This is a genomic window from Ruegeria sp. CE12 (assembly GCF_056537525.1).
Genome location: NZ_JBQFRS010000004.1, coordinates 306520 through 329804 on the forward strand (window position 1 = coordinate 306520; position 23285 = coordinate 329804).

Sequence of the window (23285 nt, forward strand, 5' to 3'; positions counted from 1 at the left end):
ATGTTTCCCAAACCTATCGAAAAACAACCTCGCGCAGCGCAAATCACCTATCAGGCCATGCTACCTTTGGCATTGCTGCTGTGGCTGGGGCCGCTGCTGGCGGTTGCCCTGTTCTCGGTCAAGCCCGAGGCTGACTTTACCAACGCCAACTACTGGGGCATGCCATCTAGCTTTGAGGGGGCATTCAACTATGGGCAGGTGTTCTTCAATTCGGACATGCCGCGTTACCTGCTGAACTCGTTCCTGATTACCATTCCAACGGTGATCGGTGCTGTTGCGCTTAGCTGCATGACCGGCTTTGCGCTGGGGATTTACAAGTTCAAATCGAACCTCTGGATTTTCTTCATGTTCGTCGCGGGCAACTTTGTTCCCTTCCAGATCCTGATGGTGCCGGTACGCGATCTGACCCTGCAGCTAGGCCTCTACAATACAAAAACCGGGCTTGTCCTGTTCCACATCGCGTTCCAGACCGGATTTTGCACGCTCTTCATGCGCAACTTCATCCGTGCTCTGCCCTTTGAGCTGATCGAGGCCGCGCGCGTTGAAGGCATCAGCGAATGGCGCATCTTCTGGTATGTGGTTCTGCCACTGATGAAGCCAGCTATTGCGGCGCTCAGCGTGCTGATCTTTACTTTCATCTGGAACGATTACTTCTGGGCTGTCGTGCTGACGCAAGGCGCAGAAAGTCAGCCTGTTACGGCAGGTATCACCAGTTTCAACGCTCAGTTCAGGGCGGCTTATCAGTTAATGAGTGCCGGTTCCATCGTCGCGGCGCTGCCGCCGGTGGCCATGTTCTTCCTCATGCAGAAACACTTCATCGCGGGCCTGACGCTCGGAGCTGTAAAATGACGTCAAACCAAAGATTTGAAAAATGACCAAGATCACCTTTATCGGGGCGGGCTCCACGATATTCATGCAGAACATCGTGGGCGACGCGCTGCTGACCCCCGCCTTGGCGGACAGCCATTTCGCACTCATGGATATCGATCCGGTTCGGCTGGCTGAAAGTGAGGCCGTGGCAAATGCCATGATCCGCTCGGTGGGAACAGGCGCGACCGTATCAACTCATACCGACCGCCGGGCCGCGTTGGACGGGGCCGATTTCGTCATCACTGCTTTTCAGATCGGTGGCTACCAACCCTGCACGGTGACCGATTTCGAGATTCCCAAACAGTATGGCCTGCGCCAGACGATCGCCGACACACTGGGTATCGGAGGCATAATGCGCGGCCTGCGCACCGTTCCGGTTCTGTGGGATGTGGCGCAGGACATGATGCAGCTCTGCCCGAACGCGACGCTGTTGCAATACGTCAACCCAATGGCAATCAACACTTGGGCGCTTGCGGAACGTTTCCCTGCACTGAAACATGTGGGTCTTTGCCATTCGGTGCAAAACACGGTCGAAGAACTGGCCCATGATTTGGACCTGCCCAAGGATGAAATCCGGTATAAGGTCGCCGGCGTCAATCACGTCGCCTTTTTCCTGCGACTGGACCATGACGGTCGTGATCTCTACCCTTCGTTGCGTCATGGATATGCCAGTGGGCGCATTCCAAAACCACCGCTGTTGATGCCACGTTGCCCCAACAAGGTACGCTATGAAGTGATGGACCATCTGGGGTATTTCTGTACGGAAAGCTCGGAACATCTGGCGGAATACGTGCCGTGGTTCATCAAAGACGGACGGCAGGACCTGATCGATCAATTCAGCATCCCTCTCGACGAATATCCAACACGATGCGAGGAACAGGTCGCCGGCTGGAAGGAACAGGCCAAAACTCTGACCGACGGACGAGATATCGAGGTTGTCCGCAGCCACGAATTTGCCGCCGACCTGATGAATGCAATCACGACTGATACACCCTATGTGGCATACGGCAATCTGCCCAATACCGGTCAGATTCCACAATTGCCGCTGGGGGCTGCTGTCGAAACGCCGTGCCTTGTGGATTCCAACGGTGTTCAGCCTTCCGTCGTGACAGACATACCCCCGCAATTGATTGCCCTGATGCGCACGCAGATAAACGTGCAGGAATTGACCGTACGTGCACTGGTTGAGCAGAACCCGGAACACATTTATCACGCCGCCATGATGGACCCCCACACTGCGGCTGAATTGGATCTGCGGCAGATACGCAGTCTGGTAAGTGATCTACTAGTGGCACATGCCGATTGGCTGCCGGATTGGTGCAAACCCGCCAAGGCTGCCTGACCCCAATTTAGAAGGCTGAAAACAATGACAAAAAAACGCCGCTCTCAGCATTGGTATGGCAAGCTGGACAAGGATGGCTTTATCCACAGATCGTGGATGAAGAACCAAGGCTTTCCCGATCACGCCTTCGATGGTCGTCCGATCATTGGCATCTGCAACACCTGGTCGGAACTGACGCCCTGCAACTCGGGCCTGCGGGATCTGGCCGAAGGCGTCAAACGTGGCGTTTGGGAAGCGGGTGGTTTCCCCGTCGAATTTCCGGTGATGTCACTGGGTGAGACCCAGATGAAGCCGACTGCCATGCTGTTCCGCAACCTGCTGGCAATGGATGTCGAGGAATCGATCCGTGCTTATGGCATTGATGGCGTTGTCCTGCTGGGTGGTTGCGACAAGACCACGCCGGGACAGTTGATGGGCGCGGCCTCGGTCGATCTGCCTTCGATCGTGGTCAGTTCTGGCCCTATGCTGAACGGCAAGTATCGCGGTCAGGACATTGGCTCCGGCACCGATGTCTGGAAGTTCTCTGAGGCTGTGCGCGCCGGAGAGATGACCCTTCAGGACTTTATGAACGCCGAATCCGGCATGTCCCGCAGCGCCGGGGTCTGCATGACCATGGGTACGGCGTCGACTATGGCGTCGCTGGTAGAAGCGATGGGCATGAGCCTGCCCACCAACGCCGCACTTCCTGCTGTTGATGCACGCCGCATGGCGCTGGCGCATCTGACCGGCAAACGGATTGTCGAGATGGTGGACGAGGACCTGAAGCCTTCGGACATTCTGACCAAGGAAGCGTTTGAAAACGCCATTCTGGCCAATGCCGCTGTTGGCGGCTCGACCAACGCGGTGGTTCACTTGCTGGCCCTGGCGGGTCGGGTGGGAGTTGATCTGACACTCAAAGACTTTGAAATCGGATCGGACATCCCACTGCTCGTCAATTGCATGCCGTCGGGCAAATATCTGATGGAGGATTTCTGCTATGCAGGCGGTATGCCTGTAGTGCTGAACGAGCTCAAATCCTTCCTGCGCCCGGCAAGAACTGTTCTGAACAAGGATATCTCGGCCCATTACGAAGGCGCAGAGTGTTTCAACAGCGACGTGATCCACAGTTTCGATGACCCGGTGAAACCCGCCGCTGGGCTGCGCGTACTGCGCGGAAACCTCGCCCCCAACGGCGCGATCGTGAAACCTTCTGCGGCAACGGATGAGTTGTTGGAAACCGAGGCCGAGGCCTATGTCTTTGAAAACATCGAAGACCTGAAGGCCAATATCGACCGCGACGACCTACCGGTCACGCCAGAAACCATTCTGGTACTCAAAGGCTGCGGTCCCAAGGGTTATCCGGGCATGCCCGAAGTGGGCAATATGCCGATCCCGGCCAAACTGGTGAAAGAAGGTGTACGCGACATGATCCGTATCTCGGATGCGCGCATGTCGGGCACCGCGTTCGGTACTGTCATCCTGCATGTCAGCCCCGAGGCGCAGGCAGGTGGCCCACTTGCACTGGTAAAAACCGGCGACCGCATCCGTGTTTCGGCCAGCAAGGGCGAGCTTGAGTTGCTGGTCGATGAGGCGGAGCTGACCGCTCGCCGCGCTGCATGGGAACCGGACGCACCGCATTACACACGCGGTTACGCCAAGCTTTACATCGATCATGTCCTGCAGGCTGATCAGGGCGCGGACCTTGATTTCCTTGTCGGCAAAGACACCCGCCTCGTGACCAGAGAGAGCCACTGATGGATCAACCAGCCACATTCCACGACCTCAAGGGCGCATCTGTCTTCATCACCGGGGGCGGGTCCGGGGTAGGTGCCTCATTGACCGACGGCTTTTTGGCACAGGGCGCCAATGTCGCCTTTATCGGCCGCTCTGATGCCACCGGCTTTGTTGAAGAAATGCGCGACAAACACGGGCGCGAGCCCTTATTCCTGCAAGGTGACATCACCGATACCGAACTGCTGCATGCAACGATGGTCAAGGCCGCCGAAACCTTTGGGCCGATCAAAGTATTGGTCAACAACGCCGCCAATGACAAACGCCACGGGTTGTCCGAGACCACGACAGAGTTCTGGGACTGGATGATCGAGGTGAATCTGAAAGCCTACTACTTTGCCTGTCAGGAGGCCGCGCGGCAAATGCAGGATACCGGCGGGTCGATCATCAACTTCAGTTCGATCAGCTACATGATGGGTAATTCCGGCTATCCGATCTACACCACCTCAAATGCCGGGATTACCGGAATGACACGGTCTTTGGCCCGCGAACTGGGGCCGCAGAAAATCCGCATCAACGCGTTGGCGCCCGGCTGGGTGCTGACACAGAAACAACTGGACATGTGGGCCACACCCGAAGATCTGGCAGCTCATATGGAACGCCAATGCCTGAAAGAACATCTGACACCCGAGGACATGATTGCACCGACGTTGTTTCTGGCCTCAGACGCCAGCCGCGCGATGACCGGTCAGTGCATGGTGGTCGATGGCGGCGTAGTGACAACGGGGTAGTGCCATGAATACAGAATGGATAGCGGTCGATTGGGGAACGTCACACCTGCGCGCCTGGGCCATGCAGGGCGAGACTGTCCTAGATCACGCGCAATCAGAAAACGGCATGTCCCGCGTGGCGGGTGGCGACTTTCAGGTGGCATTGTTGGAACTGATCGGCGGCTGGTTGGGTACTTCGCCAACCGACGTTGTCGCCTGCGGCATGGTGGGTGCACGGCAGGGCTGGGTCGAGGCTCCGTATGCGGCTGTACCCTCTGCTCCGTTGCCCAACGCACCAGTTCGCGTGCCGGATACCGATCCCCGCATCCGGGCCTTTGTTGTGCCCGGTCTGAAACAGGTCAATCCGGCAGATGTCATGCGAGGTGAAGAAACCCAGATCGCAGGGTATCTCGCAACCCGTCCAAATTGGGACGGCGTGATCTGCCTGCCCGGAACCCATACGAAATGGGTGCAGATCAGCGCCAGCGAGGTGGTCAGTTTTCGCACCTTCATGACCGGAGAGCTATTCGATCTGCTGCGCGGTCAATCCGTGTTGCGACACTCGGTTGCGGATGGCTGGGATGATGGTGCCTTTGCCGAAGCCGTTGCAGATACGCTGTCGAAACCCGAGCAATTGGCCGCTCGACTGTTTGGCCTGCGCGCAGCCGATCTGCTGCACGGGCAGGATGGGGATACCGCCCGTGCACGCCTGTCAGGCTATCTGATCGGAGCCGAACTGGCCGCCACTCGCCCCTATTGGCTGGGCCAGCAACTGGCAATCATTGGCGCCCCGGGCCTGGCGGATGCATATTCAAATGCGTTGCAACAGCAAGGTGCCTTTGTCGAAAGCGCTGACGCAACCCAATCAACACTGGCAGGTCTGATGCAGGCCCGAAACCTGACGAGGCAACACGCATGAGCCGACCCATCATTGCGATCCTGCGTGGTTTACGCCCGCACGAGGCCATTCCTGTCGGACACGCCCTGATCGATGCAGGGATCGACCGGATCGAAGTCCCTTTGAACTCACCAGACCCATTGGACAGCATTAGCGCGATGGCCCGCGAATTTGGCGACAAAGCCCTTATCGGCGCAGGCACCGTGCTGACGCCGGAACAGGTCGATGCGGTTGCCGATGTCGGTGGCAAGCTGATCGTGTCGCCGAATTACGATGCGGATGTGATCCACCGATCCGTTGAATTGAACCTACAAAGCTGGCCGGGTGTTTACACACCGACCGAAGCCTTTGCCGCACTCAAGGCGGGAGCAACCGGGTTGAAACTGTTTCCCGGTGTGATGGCAGGCCCAACTGGCTTGGCTGCATTGCGGCCTGTATTGCCAGCGAAGACACTTGTGTTTGCCGTCGGTGGTGCCGGGCCGGATAACTTCGGGGATTGGATCAAAGCCGGAGCCGACGGGTTTGGTATTGGTTCAGCGCTTTACAAGCCGGGTATGGATGTCCACGAAATCGCTGATCGTGCCCAAAAAATCGTTGCCGCCTATGATGAGGCCGCCTGATGAGCGTCATCTATGATGACCGCCCCTGCGAGTTGGGCGAAGGTCCGCTGTGGCACCCCGAACGGAAACAGCTTTTCTGGTTCGACATCGTCAACAAGCGCCTGATGACCCGAGCAAATGATGAACCCCAAAGCTGGGATTTTGCTGAACATGTCTCGGCGGCAGGATGGGTTGACCGGGACACGCTGTTTGTCGCCTCAGAAACCGGTCTTTGGCGGTTTGGATTGGAGCATGGTCAGAAAGAACTGATCTCACCCATGGAAGCAGACAATCCGGTAACCCGATCAAACGATGGCCGCGCCGATCCCTGGGGCGGGTTCTGGATCGGGACCATGGGAAAACAGGCCGAAACCGGCGCCGGAGCGATCTATCGTTTCTACCGTGGGGAATTGCGTCAGTTGGTTTCGGACATCACCATATCGAACGCCATCAGTTTTGCGCCGGACCAATCCTGCGCTTATTTCTGCGATACCGTGACCAGACGGGTCAGGCGTTGGGGTCTGAACCCCGAAACCGGTTGGCCCGAAGGGAACAGCGCGGTGTTTCTGGACCTTCGCAGCGAAGGCCTGAACCCCGACGGTGCAGTGGTGGATGCCGACGGAAACATATGGATTGCACAATGGGGCGCATCGCGCGTTGCGGCCTACAGCCCCAGTGGACAGTTCCTCAAGGCCGTGCAGTTTGACGCCCGACACGCCTCGTGCCCCGGCTTTGGCGGCGATAATCTGAAGACGCTTTTCTGCACAACGGCCCGCGAGGGCTTGGATGCGCATGCAATCGATACACAACCTTCTAACGGAATGACCTTCGCCGCACCAAACGTGGCGCAAGGTCAGGCGGAACACAGAGTCATCCTATGAAGCCGGAACTTGGCGTTTGCTACTATCCCGAACATTGGCCCGAGGCGATGTGGGCCGACGATGCTGCCCGCATGGTCGAAACAGGTCTGAGATGGGTTCGCATCGGTGAGTTTGCCTGGAGCCGGATGGAACCCACGCCCGGCCATCTGAAATTCGACTGGCTGGACCGAGCGATTGAGACGCTGGGAAACGCCGGGCTGAAGGTTGTCCTGGGGACACCCACGGCAACACCGCCGCGCTGGATGCTGGACAAGCACCCCGACATGCTGGCCGTTGATGCCCAAGGTAACCCGCGCAAATTCGGGTCGCGCCGGCACTACTGTTTCAGCCATCAGGGCTATATCGACGAATGCTGGCGTATCGCGCGCATCATGGGGGAACGATACGGGCAAAACCCGCATGTCGCCGCCTGGCAGATCGACAACGAATATGGCTGTCATGACACCACTGTCAGCTACAGCGCATCTGCCCTGCAGGCATTTCGGAACTGGTTGGCGTCCGAGTACGGCACCATCGATGCCTTGAACGAGGCATGGGGAAATGTCTTTTGGTCGATGGAATACAACAGCTTTGATCAGATAGATCTGCCGAACCTGACTGTGACCGAGCCCAACCCATCCCATGTTTTGGCCTTCCGTCGCTTCAGTTCGGATCAGGTCGTTGCCTTCAACAAGGCGCAGGCAAATGCGCTGCGCCCGCTGACCAATGCCCCGTTGCTGCACAACTACATGGGGCGCATATTGGATTTCGATCATTTCAAGGTCGGGGCAGATCTGGATATCGCTACATGGGACAGCTATCCGATCGGCTTTCTTTCAGATCGGCTTGAGGCAGACGAGGCACACAAAACCGCCTATCTGCAGCAGGGCGACCCGGATATGCAGGCCTTTCATCACGATCTCTATCGCGCGGTCGGGCGTGGCCGTTGGTGGGTGATGGAGCAACAGCCCGGCCCGGTGAACTGGGCGCCCTACAATCCTGCCCCACTGCCCGGCATGGTGCGCCTGTGGTCACTTGAGGCCGTTGCCCATGGTGCCGAAGTCGTCAGCTATTTCCGCTGGCGTCAGGCCCCGTTCGGTCAGGAACAGATGCACGCGGGGCTTATGACGTCACATAATCGCGCGGCACCTGCACTAGCTGAAGCGCGGCACGTCGCTGATGACCTGACCAAGCTTGGCGATGTCCGTCAGCGGGTCGCAGAGGTTGCGATCGTCTTTGACTATGCTTCGGACTGGGCCTGGAACACCCAACCTCAGGGGGCCGGATTCGACTACTTCAGACTGGTTTTCTCAACCTACAAAGCCTTGCGCCGCGCCGGCCTGTCAGTGGACTTTGTGTCTGCCACAGATATCCCGGCAGATCAGTACAAGCTGGTCCTGGCACCGGGTTTGGCGTCACTGGACACTGAACTGGCAGATCGTCTGGAAGCGTCCGGATCACTGGTCATCCTCGGACCAAGAACCGGCGCGATAACAGATGATTTTCAAATCCCGCAACAAGGTCGCCCCGGTCTTTCAGGTCTGGATTGCGACGTCGATCTCATCGAAACCCTGCCCCCAACCAGTGAACGGTCAGTTGAGGGTGGTGGCGCTGCATTGCATTGGGTTGAACGGCTGTCCGGCGAAGCCCGGAATTTACTGACATTCTCAGACGGAAACCCAGCGCTCATGAGTTCGGGGAACCTTTGGTATCTCGGGTGCTTTCCGGATGAAGCCTTGTGGGACCGCGTCATTGAGTTGGCCGCGCGCGAGGTCCGCATCGCGCTGCATCCCATGCCCGCCGGATTGCGACGGCGCGAAACGGCAGAGCATGTGTTTCTGATCAATTACAACGCACAACCGGTTACGTGGAACGATCATGACATCGGTGGGTGCGATGTCGCCATCCTGAAACGCAACCCGCCCGGACAGGACTGACCTGACCGGGCGGGACGCTGTTTATGCAAGGCGTTTGTGCCTATTGATCGTTTTGCAGGCTGTTGGGATCAAAGACCCCGCCAAAGCCGCTGTTATTGGAGCCCGAAGGTTGCTCTTCGGTATCCGCAGCGCCTTCATCCTCTTCACCGCCCAACGTATTCGGCGCAAAGACGTTGCCAAAGCCGCTGTTGTTTGACGGTTTCGGAGCCGACTGCTGCGCATCGCCCTGCTCGGCCTCTTCGGCTTCGCGTTGCTTGCGGCGCTCTTCACGCTGCTTGCGCAGTTCCTGAATGCGCTGTTCGGCTTCCAGTTGCTTCTGCTCTTTCACGTTGGCGATACACTGCGCTGGGTTATAGGCCGTAGCCGTGCCCACCACAGTGATCGTGGCAACCGCGAACACAACCAACAAAACCGCAGCCATGTTGCCCGCAAAAAAGCTTGGCAGCTTGATCTTGCCCGCCAGTTCTTCAACCGTGGCTTTCTTGCGCGCCGCAGCCACCAGTTCCTGACGCTTCAGCTTGGCTTCGTTCAACAGTGCAAAGAACACAGTCAACGCCACGATGATGAAGGCCAGCGCCGAGATCGCGGGCGTGATGCCATACCGGACCTTCTGGGCCAGTTCGATCGTCAGCGTTGGGTACTCACCAAAGGTGAAGGTGGTAGTGTTGTAGTTCTCGAACGAGGCGAGAAACGCCAGCACCGCAGCTGAGGCAATCGCCGGACGCATGAACGGCAGCAGGATCTTGCGAAACGCCTGCGCATGAGTTGCGCCAAGATCCAGCGCCGCTTCGGTCAGGGCGATGTCGTAACGCTGCAGACGCGCCACCAGTACCAGCATGCAGTAGCTGGCGATAAAGGTGGACTGACCGATCACCGTCAGGAAAACACCGTTGGACAAGAAGCTGTCGGCACCCAGACCCAACATCCGGTTGATCCGATCCCAGAACACCAGTGTCGAGATACCCAATACAACGCCGGGGATAAGGATCGGAGCAATGATGATCGTATAGTACGTCGCGCGCAGCTTGGGCCAGATCTGGGTCAGCATCAGCGCCCCGGCCAGACCCATCGCTACCGACAGAACAACTGTTCCGGCACCGATGATCAGCGAGTTCTTGATACCGTTCAGAATGCGCTGATCCTGAAACAGTTCACTGAACCACTGGAAGGTCAGGCATTCCCAGGGCGACATCCTTGGGAAACCGGACGAGTTGAATGCGGTGATCGACATGATCACCAGCGGCCCCAGCAGATAGGCGAAGAAGATCGCCAGATAGACCCAGATGCTTATACGGAGGAAGGAAGTGTTCATTTCCCGATATCCCCCATGTTCACCTTGAACAAGCGCATCATCGCCAGCACGAACAGGATACAGGTCACCAGCAGAACGATGGCGTATGCAGCACCCTGCGGCCAGTCGTTGTTGTCATTAAACTGCTGATAAATCAGCTGCGTAAACCACAGAGACGACGGTCCACCCAGAATCTGCGGCGCGGCCAGCGCACCGGCGCTCAGCATGAAGACCATCGTACAGCCCGAACTGATGCCTGGCTTGGCGTAGGGGATGACCACACGCCAGTGAATCCGCCACCAGGGTGCACCAAGATCACGCGCGGCCTCGATCTGGTTTCCATCCAGACTTTCGATCACGTTGTACATCGGGAAGATCATCAGCAGGATGTAGGCATAGCCCAGACCCGCATAGAGCGCGATATCGTTGCGGATGAAGTCGAATGGAGTATCAAAGATACCCAGCCCCATGAACAATGTGTTCAATACGCCTGTTTCGCCAAAGATAATCCGCAGGGCAAAGGCGCGCAGGATCTCGTTGATCCAGTAGGGGATGATCAGCATGATCGCAAAGATGCGGATATGGCTGCCCTTGGACTGACCGAGGTAATAGGCGATCGGGTAACAGATGATCAGGTTGAAGATCGTTACACAGACCGCCGCAATCAGCGTCCGGAAAAACACCCGCAAGTCGACAGCGTTATAAGACTGACTGCCCCCTTCGGGTCCGTAGATCAGGTATTTGTAGTTCTCCAGCGTATAGACATCCTTGGGCCCACCAATCTCTGGTGGCGGCAGGTTCGGACGGAAGGAAAAGTCCAGCATCGACAGCTGGGGCAGGATGATCAGGCCGATGGTCCAGAACAGGACCAGACCCAAGATCGCCAGCCCCATGCCGGTGCCATTGCGATTGAAAAACTCCTTGAGGAAGCCTGGCATCGTGGGGCCTCCCTATTCTGCAGCCAGTTCACCCGCGGGAACGACAACCGCGTTGCGGGTCTCATATTCCAGCGTGATGTTCTGCCCGGTGTGATCCTCAAAGGACTGACCCAGGTTCGGGATCGAGACCTTGATCTCTTTGCCGCCCTCACCTTCGGTGAAGATGTTGAAGACGTTACCTTCAAATTCCTCGTGGTTCACACGCGCGGTAACAAAGTGATCTCCGGCCGCCCCGTCAGAGGCAATTGCAAAGGCTTCAGGGCGGATGAACATCATGGCGTCATCACCCTCTTTCATCTTGCCCTGATTGGCGGTGGAAATTCGCGCGACCAGATCACCTGAACGGTTAGTCGCGATCAGCGCTTCATTTCCCATGACTTGTTTGACCTTGCCACGGAACACATTGTTTTCGCCCACGAAAGAAGCTGCAAACGCAGTGTTTGGATCGTTGTAGATGGTCTTGCCGTCTGCAATCTGGTCAATCACCCCTGCCCGCATAACGGCGATGTTGTCCGACATGGTCAACGCCTCGCCCTGGTCATGGGTGATGTAGATGAAAGTAATACCGACACGCTGCTGAATTTCACGCAGTTCGGTCCGCATGTGCTGGCGTAGTTTGAGGTCCAGCGCCGACAGGGGTTCGTCCAGCAGCAGAACATCGGGTTCGGCGCACAGGGCGCGGGCGATTGCCACACGCTGACGCTGACCACCTGACAATTCGCTGGGCAACTTATCGCCCTGCCCCGGAAGTGCGATCATATCCAGCAACTCATCAGCACGTTTGCGACGTTCTGCAGCGCTGGCGCCCTTGATTTCCATCGAGAAGGTGATGTTTTCCCAGACCTTCATCAGAGGGAACAACGCAAGGTTCTGAAAGATCAGTGCGGTCGGGCGTTTGTTCGGCCCGATCCCTCTCATGTTATTGCCACCGATCAGAACATTGCCTTCGCTGGGCTCCAGAAAGCCCGAAACGGCGCGCAGGATGGTTGTCTTGCCACAGCCAGAGGGGCCAAGGAACGAAAAGAAATCGCCCCCGTTGATGTTTACGTTCGCATCACGCACGGCGACAAAATCACCGAAGCGGATCCACAGGTTTTCCAGATCGACTCCGACCCCTGCACTCATTTTTGGTATCTCCCTGGAGCACGGCACAGGGCCGTGTCACATAACTGTCCGTTACGCCGGGGCGGCGCACGGGTAGCAGCCCCCCGCGTGTTACGCGAGGGGCCCGGTTTCAAGGCGATCAGGCGCTCTTGAACTTATTGACGAACTCGGTCCGGGTTTCAGCATACCAGGGTGCTTCGGCCGGCCATGGGTTCAGGTTGGCCAGCGAGTCGCCCGGATAGGCTTCGGCAAAGTTCTTTTTGTAGGTGTCGCCCGAATACTGATCGGCACCCAGAACTGGAGAGTTATAGCCGTGGCTGTCGATTGCGACACCGGCCGGTTTGGCCTGATAGGCAAAGTCGATGAAGGCATAGACCTGATCGATATTCGCCGCGCCTGTCGGCATCGAGATACCGTCAACCCACGCCATCGCACCTTCGACAGGCGCTTGATAGTGCACAGGCTCACCAGCGGATTTCAGGGCCAGCGGCGGGCCGTCCCATGTCTGGCCGACAACCACACCTTCGTTCAGCAGACCGTTCTTCTGGGTATCCGCGTCGTTCCAGATCAGCTTGATCCGGTTCTTACGCTCGATGCACCAGTCGGCAATCTGACCCCAGACCTTGCGCATGGTGTCTTCGTCACCATAAGCGGCCCAGACCGAACCCGGTTCCATCTCTCCAGCGCGCTCCATGTAGAGACCCGCACCCAGCATCATCGAGTGCGCACGGCCCATGGTCTTGCCAGCGTTTTCTTCCGACCACACGTCGCCATAGGACGGCGCATCGCCTTCGGGCAGCCACAGGTCAGTACGATAGGCGATGCCTTCGGTACCCCAGATATGCGGCAGCCAGTGCGCGCCGCTGTCACCAAAGTTCCATGCGTCGGTGCCGATCTTGGCCATCGCAGGGTTCACCAGATCGATCGGAACCTTGTTCATGTCGAACGGCTGCAACAGTTCCAGCGGCTCCCACTGAAGCGAACGGTTGTTGGTCGGCGAGACGATGTCAAAGCCCTGACCTTTGGTCGCCTTCATCTTGTTGATGATTTCTTCGTTCGATCCGATACCGGTGTAGTTCACCTTGATACCGGTTAGAGTTTCAAACTCTTGAATAAAGCTGGGCGGCAGATAGTCCGACCACATCAGGATGTTGATTTCACCCGACGAAGCCAGCGCGCTCTTGCTGTAAAGTGGCGCTGCCAAAGCAGCGGCACCCGCACCCTTCAAGACCGAGCGGCGGGTTACAGATTTGGTTTTCACCATTGGTTTTCTCCCGTAGTTGGATTGTGTTGTTTTTGTTCTTTTTTTACAGCGTAGAGATTTGCGGCGCCCGCGTCAGCCCAAAAGTGACAGTTCGCGGTTTTCTTAAGTCCAGTTCGGGAAATTGCCCCGTGCTGGACCTACATCCGACGCGCTCTGCTTCGCCTAGCTACCTCGCCAAATACAAACGCCGTAAGGGGGAACGACCTCTCCACCAACGAGAAAGGACCGTGTTTGGTCCGTTTGCAGCCGGATATCTTCATCGCCGAAATTAAATGCAAATTTCAGATCACCGCGCTGCGTAATCCGCAAATCCGGATCGCAGACAGTGAATTCGATTCCAGCCCACGCCAAAACATCCTCTAGAATCATCCGCAAAAGCTGGCCTTGCGGCACCATTGCCAGATAGGTGGCCCGCTCGGATCTGATCACAGCAGGACTACCATCACGGTATTTGCTGACAAATCTGGCAATAACTTCCTGTTCTGTCTCAATAATTTCACGCCATCCGATGAAATCAAAGGTGGCTGCGCCGCCAAAACGAACGGCCTCCTCCGCCAACTCCGGTAATGATTCGACGCGATTGATTCGAACCCCGGTCAGATCGGCCAGAACACCCGGAGCGAGGTTGTCCGGGGTATGCATATTCTCGGTCTTACTGGCTGACCGGGCTCCAATCAAAAGCTTTGCCTCGCAATCCTGCAGTTTGGCCGCAAAATCCGATGTCACGATCATATTCTGCGGCAGGATCACCAGTGCATAACCCGACGGATCATCTTCGGGCCCCAGAAAATCCAGATCAACGCCGAGTTTGCGCAATGCCGCATACCATTCGCGGATGATCTGGGCGTTCGGAAACGCATCATCATGAGGCAGAATATCAGCGGCCCAGATTGACGTATAATCCAGCACCATTGCCACCTTCGCACATGTCCGAACGGCGGGTGGCATTACGTCCCGTTCCGCTACGATCTGCGCTAGTTCCTCTGCTGCCTGATCAGGACTTCCATCAGATCGCAGAAGTGCAGTGTGAAACTGTTCCTGAGCGAACTTCGCCTGCCGCCAGCGAAAGAACATCACAGCCTGTGCACCATGGGCATAGGCTGCCCATGTCCACAGCCGCACCATTCCATCGGCGGGCGAGGGGTTCTTTTCGGCCCAATCTACCGGCCCCGGCTGTTGTTCCAGAACCCACATCCGACCACGCCCCTGCGATCGGTAGAGATCGCAATGAAAGCCCTGATAATCCGGCGCGCCGGTTCTCAGATACCGGTGCTTTTCCTGATCAGACAGGGTTGAGCCCAGCAGATTTCCCAGCGGATAGCTGTCAAATCCCACGACATCCAGATCGGCGGCAACAGCGTGGTGATCGAACTCGAAACTACCGGCCATAAAGTTGTGCGTAATGTCCCGCCCGGGCGCATACTCGCGTAGAATATCCACCTGCGCCTTGTTGAACAGTCGAACCCGATCGGATGAATACCGTGCGAAATCCAGCGCATGTGTCGGGTTCGGGTTAGCGACCAGACCATTTGGCAGTTCGATCTGATCAAAGTCAGAATATTGCGATCCCCAAAAGACCGTACCCCATGTCTGGTTGAGCGTCTCAATCGTTCCATAGCGCTGTCGCAGCCAAAGACGGAACCCATGCTTTGCGGCATCGGAGTAGCTGAGCACCGTGTCGTGATCATTATACTCATTGTCGATCTGCCACGCATGAACGTGCGGATTTTGCCCGTATCTTCGGGCGTATGCGCTAGCTATGCGACAGGCTTCTTCCAGATAGATCTCGCTGGAAAAGCAATAGTGTCTGCGTGAACCAAAACCGCGAACCTGACCATCTGGTCCAACTGGCAGGATCTCGGGATGTTCATCAATCAGCCATTTTGGCGGTGCCGCAGTGGGCGTGGACATCATTACCCGCAAACCGGCCGCACCCAGAATATCGATCACTTCGTCCAGCCAGTCCCAGTCGAAACGACCCCGCTCGGGTTCGATCAGCCCCCAGGTGAATTCAGCGATCCGAACCCAGTCCAGACCCATCGCGACCATCTGCTCCGCATCATCACGCCACTGGGACCGATCCCATTGTTCGGGGTAGTAACAAACCCCCAGTTCCAGTTTGCTCATCTTTCGTCCTTTGCGGTGCGCCGCTCGATCCATTTCAGGAAGCTGGCGCAACCAAGCGTGATGACGACATACAGGATCGCCGCCGTATTGAAGGGTGCGAAGGGCAGAAAGCTGGCCGCCTGAAACTCGCGCATGCGCTGGGTCATGTCGCGAACCGACAGGATCGATAGCAACGATGTATCCTTGATCATCGCGATGAATTCATTCCCCAAAGGCGGCGTCACGATGCGCAATGCCTGAGGCAGGATGATCAATCGTGCAGTCTGCCAGCGCGACAGGCCAAGCGAGCTGCCGGCCTCAAGTTGCCCTCTGGGAATTGCCTCAATTCCGGACCGAAAGATCTCGGCCATGTAAGCTGAGTAACCGACCGAGATCGCGATGATCCCGCGGGTCATATTGGTCATGTCGATCCCGCCACCAGTCGCATCCTTGACCGCACCTGCCAGCGGCAACCCGATATAGAGGATGATCACCAGCATCGGTATGCCCCGGATCGTGTCGACAAAGAACTCGGCCCCGACGGCCAGCGGGTGCAACTTGTGCTGTGACCCTCCAATGGTAAGCGTCAGCAGCAGAAAGCCAAAAACGGCGAAAGTCAGCGCCGGATTGCGATACTTGTCCGGCAGAAAGCTCGTCTGCCAGAGAACGGGATAACCTTGCGTATGCGCCTCGACCGGGACAAAGGCGCCTGAGACACTGTCGACCGTTTCGATCTGTTCCAACGCACTTGCCGGATCCGTCGCGCTGCGGATGCGATACTGCCGTTCTTCGCCACCTTCGAATTCACCAAACCTGATGATATCTGCCTGCGCCTGCGGTGTACCACGTACGATCGCGATACGCGCTTCGGTGCTGCCGACCAGTACATAACTGACCTGCGGCTGCATGAAGAAAAAAGCCGAGATTGCCAGCAGCGCCAGACTGATCGAACCATAGGTCACGGTTGTTCGTGCCTTTGATTTGAACGACTGTAGCCCCACCCAGATCAGACCAAGAATCGCGGCAAAGATATACGCGAAAATGGCGGCACGAAACGTAATGGCGACGCCGGTGGCAAACTGCCAATGCGCCATAAACAGCATGTAGAACAGTGCTGCGCCGGTCAGAATTTCAAACCCCAACGTAACGCGACCCCTTAGCGGATTGCGTAATCGGCCGGACGCGAGGCACAAGGCAATGACGGTCGCGTAGACAGCCAAAAGCACCTGCAATCCGGTCTGCACTTGTCCGACCACTTCCGGGAACAGAACCCAGGTCTGATTTGTCCGGTCAATCAGGGTCGATGTGTTTTCGCTGAGTGCATGAAAGAACACGGATTCAGCAAAGGGCATCAACACCTGAGGCGCAACAAGTCCCAGAACGGCCAGTCCCAGCGCTGCTGGTAGCGCGGCCAAAGCCGCAATTCGCAGCCAGTTTGGTGCGGTCGCGAAACGAGCATTTCGGGCGCACAGATAACCCAGAACCGCCACAGTCAGCATCAACAGAAACCCGATAAAGATTGGCCCTGCGTTGTTGCCTATCCCCAGAATCGCAATCAGCGATCTCAGGTACTTTGACGACGTGGCAAACAGGTAAATGATGAACGGGGCTGCAGCGAGCAACACAAGGTTGCTCGGGCGAATCCGGCTTAGGCGCGACATGAATTCTCTCCGCTGGGACAGGGCTCCGGCGACTGCGGCCGCCGGAGCCTATGGAAGCTTTATCGGATCAGTTCGTGCTCCAGTACTTACCGATCAGAGCATCCAGCGTTCCGTCTTCTTTGATTGCCGCCAGTCCTTCGTTGATTGCGTCAACGGTTGCGTCACCTTCCTGAAAGACGATGCCCAGCGGATCGGACTGCAGACCCGTGATACCGACGGTCAATTCGCCCGCAAACTCCTGCTCATATGCGGCGGCAGAGGTTCCATCGATGATGACGCCCTGCACGTCCGCGTTCTGCAGCGCCAGAATGGCGGCCGAGAAGTTGTCATAGAGGCTGACATTTTCACGCCCGACCAGTTCTTCGGCCAGTTGCGCGTTCGTGGTGCCAGTTTGAGCCGCCAGTTTCTGACCGCCAGCCTTGAAGTCATCCAGTGTCATAGCGGCATTGTCGACCTGCAGCAGGATCGCCTGGCTGACCACGATATAAGGCTCGGAAAAATCCATGGTTTCTTCGCGTTCCGGCGTGATCGACACGCCTGAGATCACCAGATCGAACTCGCCCTGCTGAAGCGCGGCAAAGATGCCGTCCCAGGCGGTGTTGACGAAGTTCGGGACGCAATTGACCTTTTCACAGATCGCATTCATCACATCCACGTCAAAGCCCACGATCTGCCCCGTTGTTTCATCAACGGTTTCCATCGGCGGGTAAGTGGCGTCCGTTCCGATCTTGAGCACACGCCCCTCCAGATCGGCGGCAAAGGCCGCAGGCGCTGTCATCGCGGCTAGCGTTGCGGCAGCAAGCAGTTTCTTGAACATGTCCGGTTTCTCCTTTGTTGGTCTGTGGTTTACGCCGCTTCCGGCGCCGGGGTGTCAGGTTGCCGCTCGATTAAGGTGGCCCTGATCTTTTTTTGGATCTCGGACGGATCAACACCGTCCAGGGATTTAAGCATGAATTCACCCAGCAGGTGGCTGGTCTCAGCAATCGGTACGTAATAGGTGCTGGGCGGTGGCACGAAATAGCGGCTGAGCTGAAGATCGTCGGTTGAGATTACAACAATATCGCGCCCGACCCGAATGCCGGTATCAGAGGCAGCAGACAACACACCAAGGGTCATCGCCTCATTCGCGCAGATGATGGCGGTTGGACGATCCGGCATCTTCATCAGAGATATGAAGCCCTGTTGGCCGGTTTTGGCTGTTGTTGGGCCGCTGAAAACAAGCGCAGGATCCTGGGGCTCTCCCGCAGCGGACAAGGCGTCTGAATATCCCTGCTCCCGCTGCGCAGCATAGATCAGCTCTTGCGGCGGATTGATAAGGGCAATGCGGCGGTGACCGAGTTTCAATAAACGGACGGTCGCATCAAACGCCGCTGCCTGACTGTCAAAATCCACATAAGGATGGGGCTGGGAACTGTCGCTCATACCATAAGTGACAAAGGGGAAATCCTGTTCCTGCAAGTAAGCGATACGGGGATCATTCCGGCGAGTGCCGGAAAAGATCACCCCATCGGCCAACCCCTCACGAACGATGGATTGCAGTGTCTTCATCGACCCGTCGATATCAGCCACGCTGAACACGCTGAGCTCATACATGGATCCCCGCAGTGCATTCGAAATCCCGGCAAGGATGCGGGTGAATTCCACCCCCTCCCATTCCTCAGGTACATCTGCCGAGACGCCTACCAAAACGGCGATGCGATAGGATTTCTTGGTGCGCAGCTTCAGGCCATCCAGATTGACACGATAACCAAGTTCCTTGGCGACCCGTTGAATCTGTTCACGCGTTTCGCGTTTGACGGAATCCGTGCCGCGAAGTGCGTTTGACACCGTACCGACAGAGTATCCGGTGCGTTTGGCAATCGACTTGATCGTTGCACGGGCCATTACACGCCCTCACAAAGCTGATCAGTCAGAAACCGGCGGCCGGTTTCCATCGTACGCCGATGATCAAGCGTCTCATCATGCTCTACAAACAGGTCAGTGCAGCCAGTGTTGCCAAGCGCAGCCAGCACGGCAGGCCAGTCCACGACACCTTGCCCAAGATCGCGCCAGCATTCGTCCCCGTGCCCGGCCAGCGGATCAACGTCCTTGGCATGTACGGAAATGATGCGATCACCGTAACGCTTAATCGCTGCAGCCGGATCCAGCCCCGCCGCAACCAACCAGCCGATATCTGGCTGCCACCAGATGTTCCCTTGCGCAAGAATCAGATCCAGCGGTGTGACACCCTGATAGACTTCAAGATCGAAATCATGGTTGTGATACGCCAGCCTGACACCGTGGGCCGCCAGTTGATCCGCCCAAATGTTCAACTGGCCCGACACTGCCCTCCATCCCCTAACAGTGTCGGGCCTTGCCTCGGGCGTCAGCCAAGGCATGACAGCCACACGGCATTCCAATTCCCTGAGCAGAAAGAGAATGTCTTGAAACCGGCTTTCAAACTCCCACCACTCAAAATGAGCGGATCTTACATTCAGCCCGGATTGTCGAACCTGATCGACCATCTGCGACGGGCTGAGATCATGAAAGCCAATCGTTTCAACATCGGCAAACCCAGTGCCTGCAACCAACTCAAGCTGGGCTTTCAGATCGCCGATCTGTCGGACGGTATAAAGCTGTGCCGATATCCGCATACTGTCGCTTATGAATATTTTGAAACGTTTCAATTAGCGTGAAACATCACAACCCGACTTGTCAAGCATGTCGTTCCTACGGGCGTGTTTGTCAGAATATCCGAAATCAGAGCACTTTCTGATCAAGAGTTCATAGAACTGGAGTTTCAGTGATTGAACTGCTAGATGATAGCGCAATCATTCCAGCCCCAACAGGTTCCGAACATGAAGCTCACCCGTACTGACTTTCCCAAAGATTTCCTCTTTGGTGCGGTCGCCTCTGCCAATTCGGTTGAACATCATGTCCCGAGCATCTCTGACAGAGCTGGCGATCGCTTGGGCCACCAATCCCAGGAATTTGATCTGGTTCAGTCTATAGGGTTTGATGGCTATCGGTTCCCGATCAATTGGGCTCAGGTGCTGCCCGAGGGCAAAGGCGGGATCAATCAGGCGGGGCTGGATTTCTACGACCTTCTGGCAGATGCGCTGTTGGAGCGTGAAGTACGCCCATGCGCCACGCTCTTTCAACACGACCTCCCACTTGCCATCACTGATCTTGGTGGTTGGCGCAATCCAGATGTTGCCAACTGGTTTGCTGACTTTACCGAAGTGATCATGGGCCGGATCGGGGATCGTATGTACAGCGTCGCCCCAATCAGCGAGCCTGAGCACATCAGTTTGCACAACCATATCGGAAACTGCAAACCGTCCGGATATCCCGACATACGCGCCACTGCACGTACCATGCACCATGTGTTGCTGACGCATGGGCGCGCGGTTCAGGCGATGCGCGGTTTGGGCATGTCCAATCTAGGTGCCATGTTCGATCTGGATTGGATCAATGCGACAATTGACCATTCAGAAAAAGCACCGACCGCACTATTCAACAACGAATTCTGCAAACGATTCATTCTGGGTGGCGTGTTCCACAGGGTCTATCCCGCAACTGTGTTGGAGGAGTTGGAGCCCCATCTGCCTTCAGGTTGGCAAAACGACCTGGAAACGATTGGTACTCCGATTGATTGGTATGGGCTGACCTTTGGCGCTCAGAATCAGACTACTTCATCGGATACGGCCATACATACCGACAAAGACATTTCCGGTGCACTGTCACAGGTCCTGACCAGAATCCGCAAGGATTACACAGGTGATCTGCCGATCTATCTTACCGACAACAATGCAACGATTCCCACGGATCAGCGCTCCGATAGCCTGTCTCAACATCTCAGCGCTATAGTGGGAGCTCTGAAGCAGAACCACCCGATCAAAGGTTGCTTTCTTGGGTCGATGGCAGATCCTGAAACCCTGAAATCCGTACTCACAAAAGTACAACCCGTTTCCCTGCCGTTGTCTCAGCCGGCGGGCGCCATGCATGAACACTGGAACCTGGTCGCCGACATCGGCGGAACCAATACAAGGCTCGGTGTCGTCTCCAACGGCCAGCTGACCGACCTGCGGAAATACCCGACCGGAAAGCTGCCCGATTTGCTTGCAGCGCTACATGATTTGCGTGATGAGATTGGCACCGATCCACGCGCTGTCGTCGCTGCCGGGGCCGGACCGGTGAAGAACGGAACCATCCGCCTGACCAACGCCCATCTGGATTTGTCAGAGAATGAACTGGCCAAGGCAACGGGCGCTCAACATACTTACGTAATCAACGACTTCACCGCCGCTGCATGGTCGGTAGCTGAAATTACCGCCGCGGATGTCGAGGTTTTGCAAGGTGAAGCCACCCCACCCAAAGGCACGCGACTGGTCGTCGGCCCGGGCACCGGACTTGGGGTCGGGGCGCTGCTCTATTCTGAAGGACACTATCACACCGTTTCCGGCGAAGGTGGTCATATGGGGCTTTCCCCCCGGCATCGTGATGAGGTCGAGATCTTTGAAGCCGCCCGGCAGATCGCCCCGGAGTGTTTCTTTGACGACAGCCTGACGCTCGAGGCAGAAATGTTCCTGAGCGGAACCGGACTGCCAATCCTGTATCAGGCTGTCACGATGGCTGGTGGCAAGGCCAAAGAGAGCTTGCGAAATGCCAAGGATATTCTGCACGATGCCCGGGAGGGATCGGATGAATATGCGGTCCGGGCGGCACATATGTTTATCACCCACCTTGGCGCGATCATGGGTGATCTTGCGGTAGCACTTGTGCCCGCCGGGGGTGTATTTCTTGTTGGCGGCGTTGCTGAGAAAAACCGCTGGCTGTTTCAGGGTGACTTTCTGGCAGCCTTCAACGCGGGCGGACGGTTCGAGGATCTGAGGCGTTCGATGAACCTTTACGTTTCAGAGCAAGGCGAATTTGGCATTGTTGGCGCTAACAATTTCTGCAAAAATGCGCTCGCACACTAAACTCGTCACCTGAAACCCATTAGAATCAAAGGAGCCCGGCATGATCTTATGCTGCGGTGAAGCCCTGATCGACATGATCGCCGCACCTACGGTTTCAGGCGAACAAGGCTTTGTGCCTCATTCGGGCGGTGCCATCTTCAATACTGCCATCGCTTTGGGGCGCTTGGGTGTTCCGGCCGGAATGCTGACCGGTCTTTCCACGGACATGTTCGGCATTCAACTGGCAGAAGCTTTGCAGACAAGCCACGTGGATACGAGCCATGTAATTCGCTCAGATCGGCCAACAACATTGGCGTTTGTGCAGCTACAGGATGGTCAGGCACGCTATAATTTTGTTGATGAAAACACCGCCGGGCGGATGCTGCGACCTGATGATATGCCCGATCAATTGCCTGCGGTCTCCGCGCTCTATTTTGGGGGGATTAGTCTGGCCTGTGAACCCTGCGCCGATGCTTATGCGTCTTTGCTGCAGCGACATGGGTCAGAGCGTGCTGTCATGCTGGACCCGAATATCCGACCGGGTTTCATCAAGGATCAAACCCGCTATCGCACCCGGCTGAACGCTATGATCGCCCAAGCTGACATCGTGAAGGTATCGGATGAGGATCTGGACTGGATCATCCCCGGCCCCGAAAGCCTGAACGAGAAAGTTCCACTATTGCTCCAGGCCGGACCAGCGGTGGTAATCGTCACCCGTGGTAGCGAAGGCGCATCAGGCTATCTGGCCGATGGATCGGAAACATCGGTTTCTGTAAAGGCGGTTCAGGTTGTGGACACGGTTGGTGCCGGCGACACATTCAACGCTGGTGTTCTGGCCGAGCTGGACCGCTCGGGCCATCTGACCAAAGCAGGTTTACGGGCTATGAAGCCGGCAGACCTGAATGCCGCGCTCACCCTTGGGGCCGAAGTGGCCGCAATCACCGTATCTCGCGCCGGGGCAAACCCGCCATGGGCGCACGAGCTCTGATAAAGAC

General features: G+C 56.8%; 19 protein-coding genes. 10 read left to right on the forward strand and 9 right to left on the reverse strand.

Annotated elements, in window-relative coordinates; translation table 11 throughout:
* The 8 genes from ACR0IO_RS12440 to ACR0IO_RS12475 are packed head-to-tail and all read left to right on the forward strand — an operon-like array spanning position 1 to position 8986.
* Positions 1–849 (forward strand): carbohydrate ABC transporter permease, encoded by an 849-nt coding sequence (locus ACR0IO_RS12440; protein WP_155148447.1) that lies wholly within the window; start codon positions 1–3, stop codon positions 847–849.
* Positions 850–871: 22 nt separating this feature from the next.
* Positions 872–2212 (forward strand): alpha-galactosidase, encoded by a 1341-nt coding sequence (gene melA / locus ACR0IO_RS12445; RefSeq protein ID WP_480741952.1) that lies wholly within the window; start codon positions 872–874, stop codon positions 2210–2212.
* A gap of 24 nt (positions 2213–2236) precedes the next feature.
* Positions 2237–3946, forward strand: coding sequence for an IlvD/Edd family dehydratase (locus ACR0IO_RS12450; protein ID WP_480741953.1), 1710 nt, complete (start codon positions 2237–2239; stop codon positions 3944–3946).
* Complete coding sequence (locus ACR0IO_RS12455) at positions 3946–4713, forward strand: SDR family NAD(P)-dependent oxidoreductase (RefSeq protein WP_155148454.1); 768 nt, start codon at positions 3946–3948, stop codon at positions 4711–4713. The genes ACR0IO_RS12450 and ACR0IO_RS12455 overlap by 1 nt, the downstream gene beginning before the upstream one ends.
* A gap of 4 nt (positions 4714–4717) precedes the next feature.
* Positions 4718–5611: a 2-dehydro-3-deoxygalactonokinase gene (locus ACR0IO_RS12460; protein WP_480741954.1), complete on the forward strand. Its 894-nt coding sequence runs from the start codon at positions 4718–4720 to the stop codon at positions 5609–5611.
* Positions 5608–6210, forward strand: coding sequence for a 2-dehydro-3-deoxy-6-phosphogalactonate aldolase (locus ACR0IO_RS12465; RefSeq protein ID WP_480741955.1), 603 nt, complete (start codon positions 5608–5610; stop codon positions 6208–6210). Before ACR0IO_RS12460 ends, ACR0IO_RS12465 begins: the two co-directional genes overlap by 4 nt.
* A complete protein-coding gene (locus tag ACR0IO_RS12470; RefSeq protein WP_480741956.1) occupies positions 6210–7070 on the forward strand; it encodes an SMP-30/gluconolactonase/LRE family protein in 861 nt (286 codons plus the stop codon). Before ACR0IO_RS12465 ends, ACR0IO_RS12470 begins: the two co-directional genes overlap by 1 nt.
* Positions 7067–8986 carry a beta-galactosidase gene (locus ACR0IO_RS12475; protein ID WP_480741957.1) on the forward strand — a complete coding sequence of 640 codons (1920 nt, stop codon included), beginning with the start codon at positions 7067–7069 and terminating at the stop codon, positions 8984–8986. The genes ACR0IO_RS12470 and ACR0IO_RS12475 overlap by 4 nt, the downstream gene beginning before the upstream one ends.
* 40 nt (positions 8987–9026) lie before the next feature.
* On the opposite strand, the gene ACR0IO_RS12480 is transcribed toward ACR0IO_RS12475, so the two are convergent.
* The 9 genes from ACR0IO_RS12480 to ACR0IO_RS12520 form a co-directional block, all read right to left on the reverse strand.
* Complete coding sequence (locus tag ACR0IO_RS12480; protein WP_155148463.1) at positions 9027–10298, reverse strand: ABC transporter permease; 1272 nt, start codon at positions 10296–10298, stop codon at positions 9027–9029.
* The gene (locus tag ACR0IO_RS12485) at positions 10295–11215 is read right to left on the reverse strand and encodes an ABC transporter permease (protein WP_155148465.1); all 921 of its coding nucleotides are present in this window, start codon (positions 11213–11215) and stop codon (positions 10295–10297) included. The genes ACR0IO_RS12480 and ACR0IO_RS12485 overlap by 4 nt, the downstream gene beginning before the upstream one ends.
* Positions 11216–11227: 12 nt before the next feature.
* Positions 11228–12340: an ABC transporter ATP-binding protein gene (locus ACR0IO_RS12490; protein WP_155148467.1), complete on the reverse strand. Its 1113-nt coding sequence runs from the start codon at positions 12338–12340 to the stop codon at positions 11228–11230.
* A gap of 118 nt (positions 12341–12458) precedes the next feature.
* On the reverse strand, positions 12459–13583 hold the full coding sequence (locus ACR0IO_RS12495) for an extracellular solute-binding protein (RefSeq protein WP_155148469.1): 1125 nt from the start codon (positions 13581–13583) through the stop codon (positions 12459–12461).
* Between the two features lie 162 nt (positions 13584–13745).
* Positions 13746–15710 carry a beta-galactosidase gene (locus tag ACR0IO_RS12500; RefSeq protein ID WP_480741958.1) on the reverse strand — a complete coding sequence of 655 codons (1965 nt, stop codon included), beginning with the start codon at positions 15708–15710 and terminating at the stop codon, positions 13746–13748.
* Complete coding sequence (locus tag ACR0IO_RS12505) at positions 15707–17350, reverse strand: amino acid ABC transporter permease (protein ID WP_480741959.1); 1644 nt, start codon at positions 17348–17350, stop codon at positions 15707–15709. The genes ACR0IO_RS12500 and ACR0IO_RS12505 overlap by 4 nt, the downstream gene beginning before the upstream one ends.
* Before the next feature lie 67 nt (positions 17351–17417).
* Positions 17418–18167, reverse strand: coding sequence for a basic amino acid ABC transporter substrate-binding protein (locus ACR0IO_RS12510; RefSeq protein ID WP_480741960.1), 750 nt, complete (start codon positions 18165–18167; stop codon positions 17418–17420).
* Between the two features lie 29 nt (positions 18168–18196).
* On the reverse strand, positions 18197–19234 hold the full coding sequence (locus ACR0IO_RS12515; protein WP_480741961.1) for a LacI family DNA-binding transcriptional regulator: 1038 nt from the start codon (positions 19232–19234) through the stop codon (positions 18197–18199).
* A complete protein-coding gene (locus tag ACR0IO_RS12520; protein ID WP_480741962.1) occupies positions 19234–20016 on the reverse strand; it encodes a sugar phosphate isomerase/epimerase family protein in 783 nt (260 codons plus the stop codon). The genes ACR0IO_RS12515 and ACR0IO_RS12520 overlap by 1 nt, the downstream gene beginning before the upstream one ends.
* A 171-nt stretch (positions 20017–20187) precedes the next feature.
* Between ACR0IO_RS12520 and ACR0IO_RS12525 the strand changes: the two genes are divergently transcribed.
* Positions 20188–22311 (forward strand): family 1 glycosylhydrolase, encoded by a 2124-nt coding sequence (locus ACR0IO_RS12525; protein WP_480741963.1) that lies wholly within the window; start codon positions 20188–20190, stop codon positions 22309–22311.
* A 40-nt stretch (positions 22312–22351) separates the two neighbouring features.
* Complete coding sequence (locus ACR0IO_RS12530) at positions 22352–23278, forward strand: carbohydrate kinase family protein (protein WP_480741964.1); 927 nt, start codon at positions 22352–22354, stop codon at positions 23276–23278.
* Positions 23279–23285 lie beyond the last annotated feature (7 nt).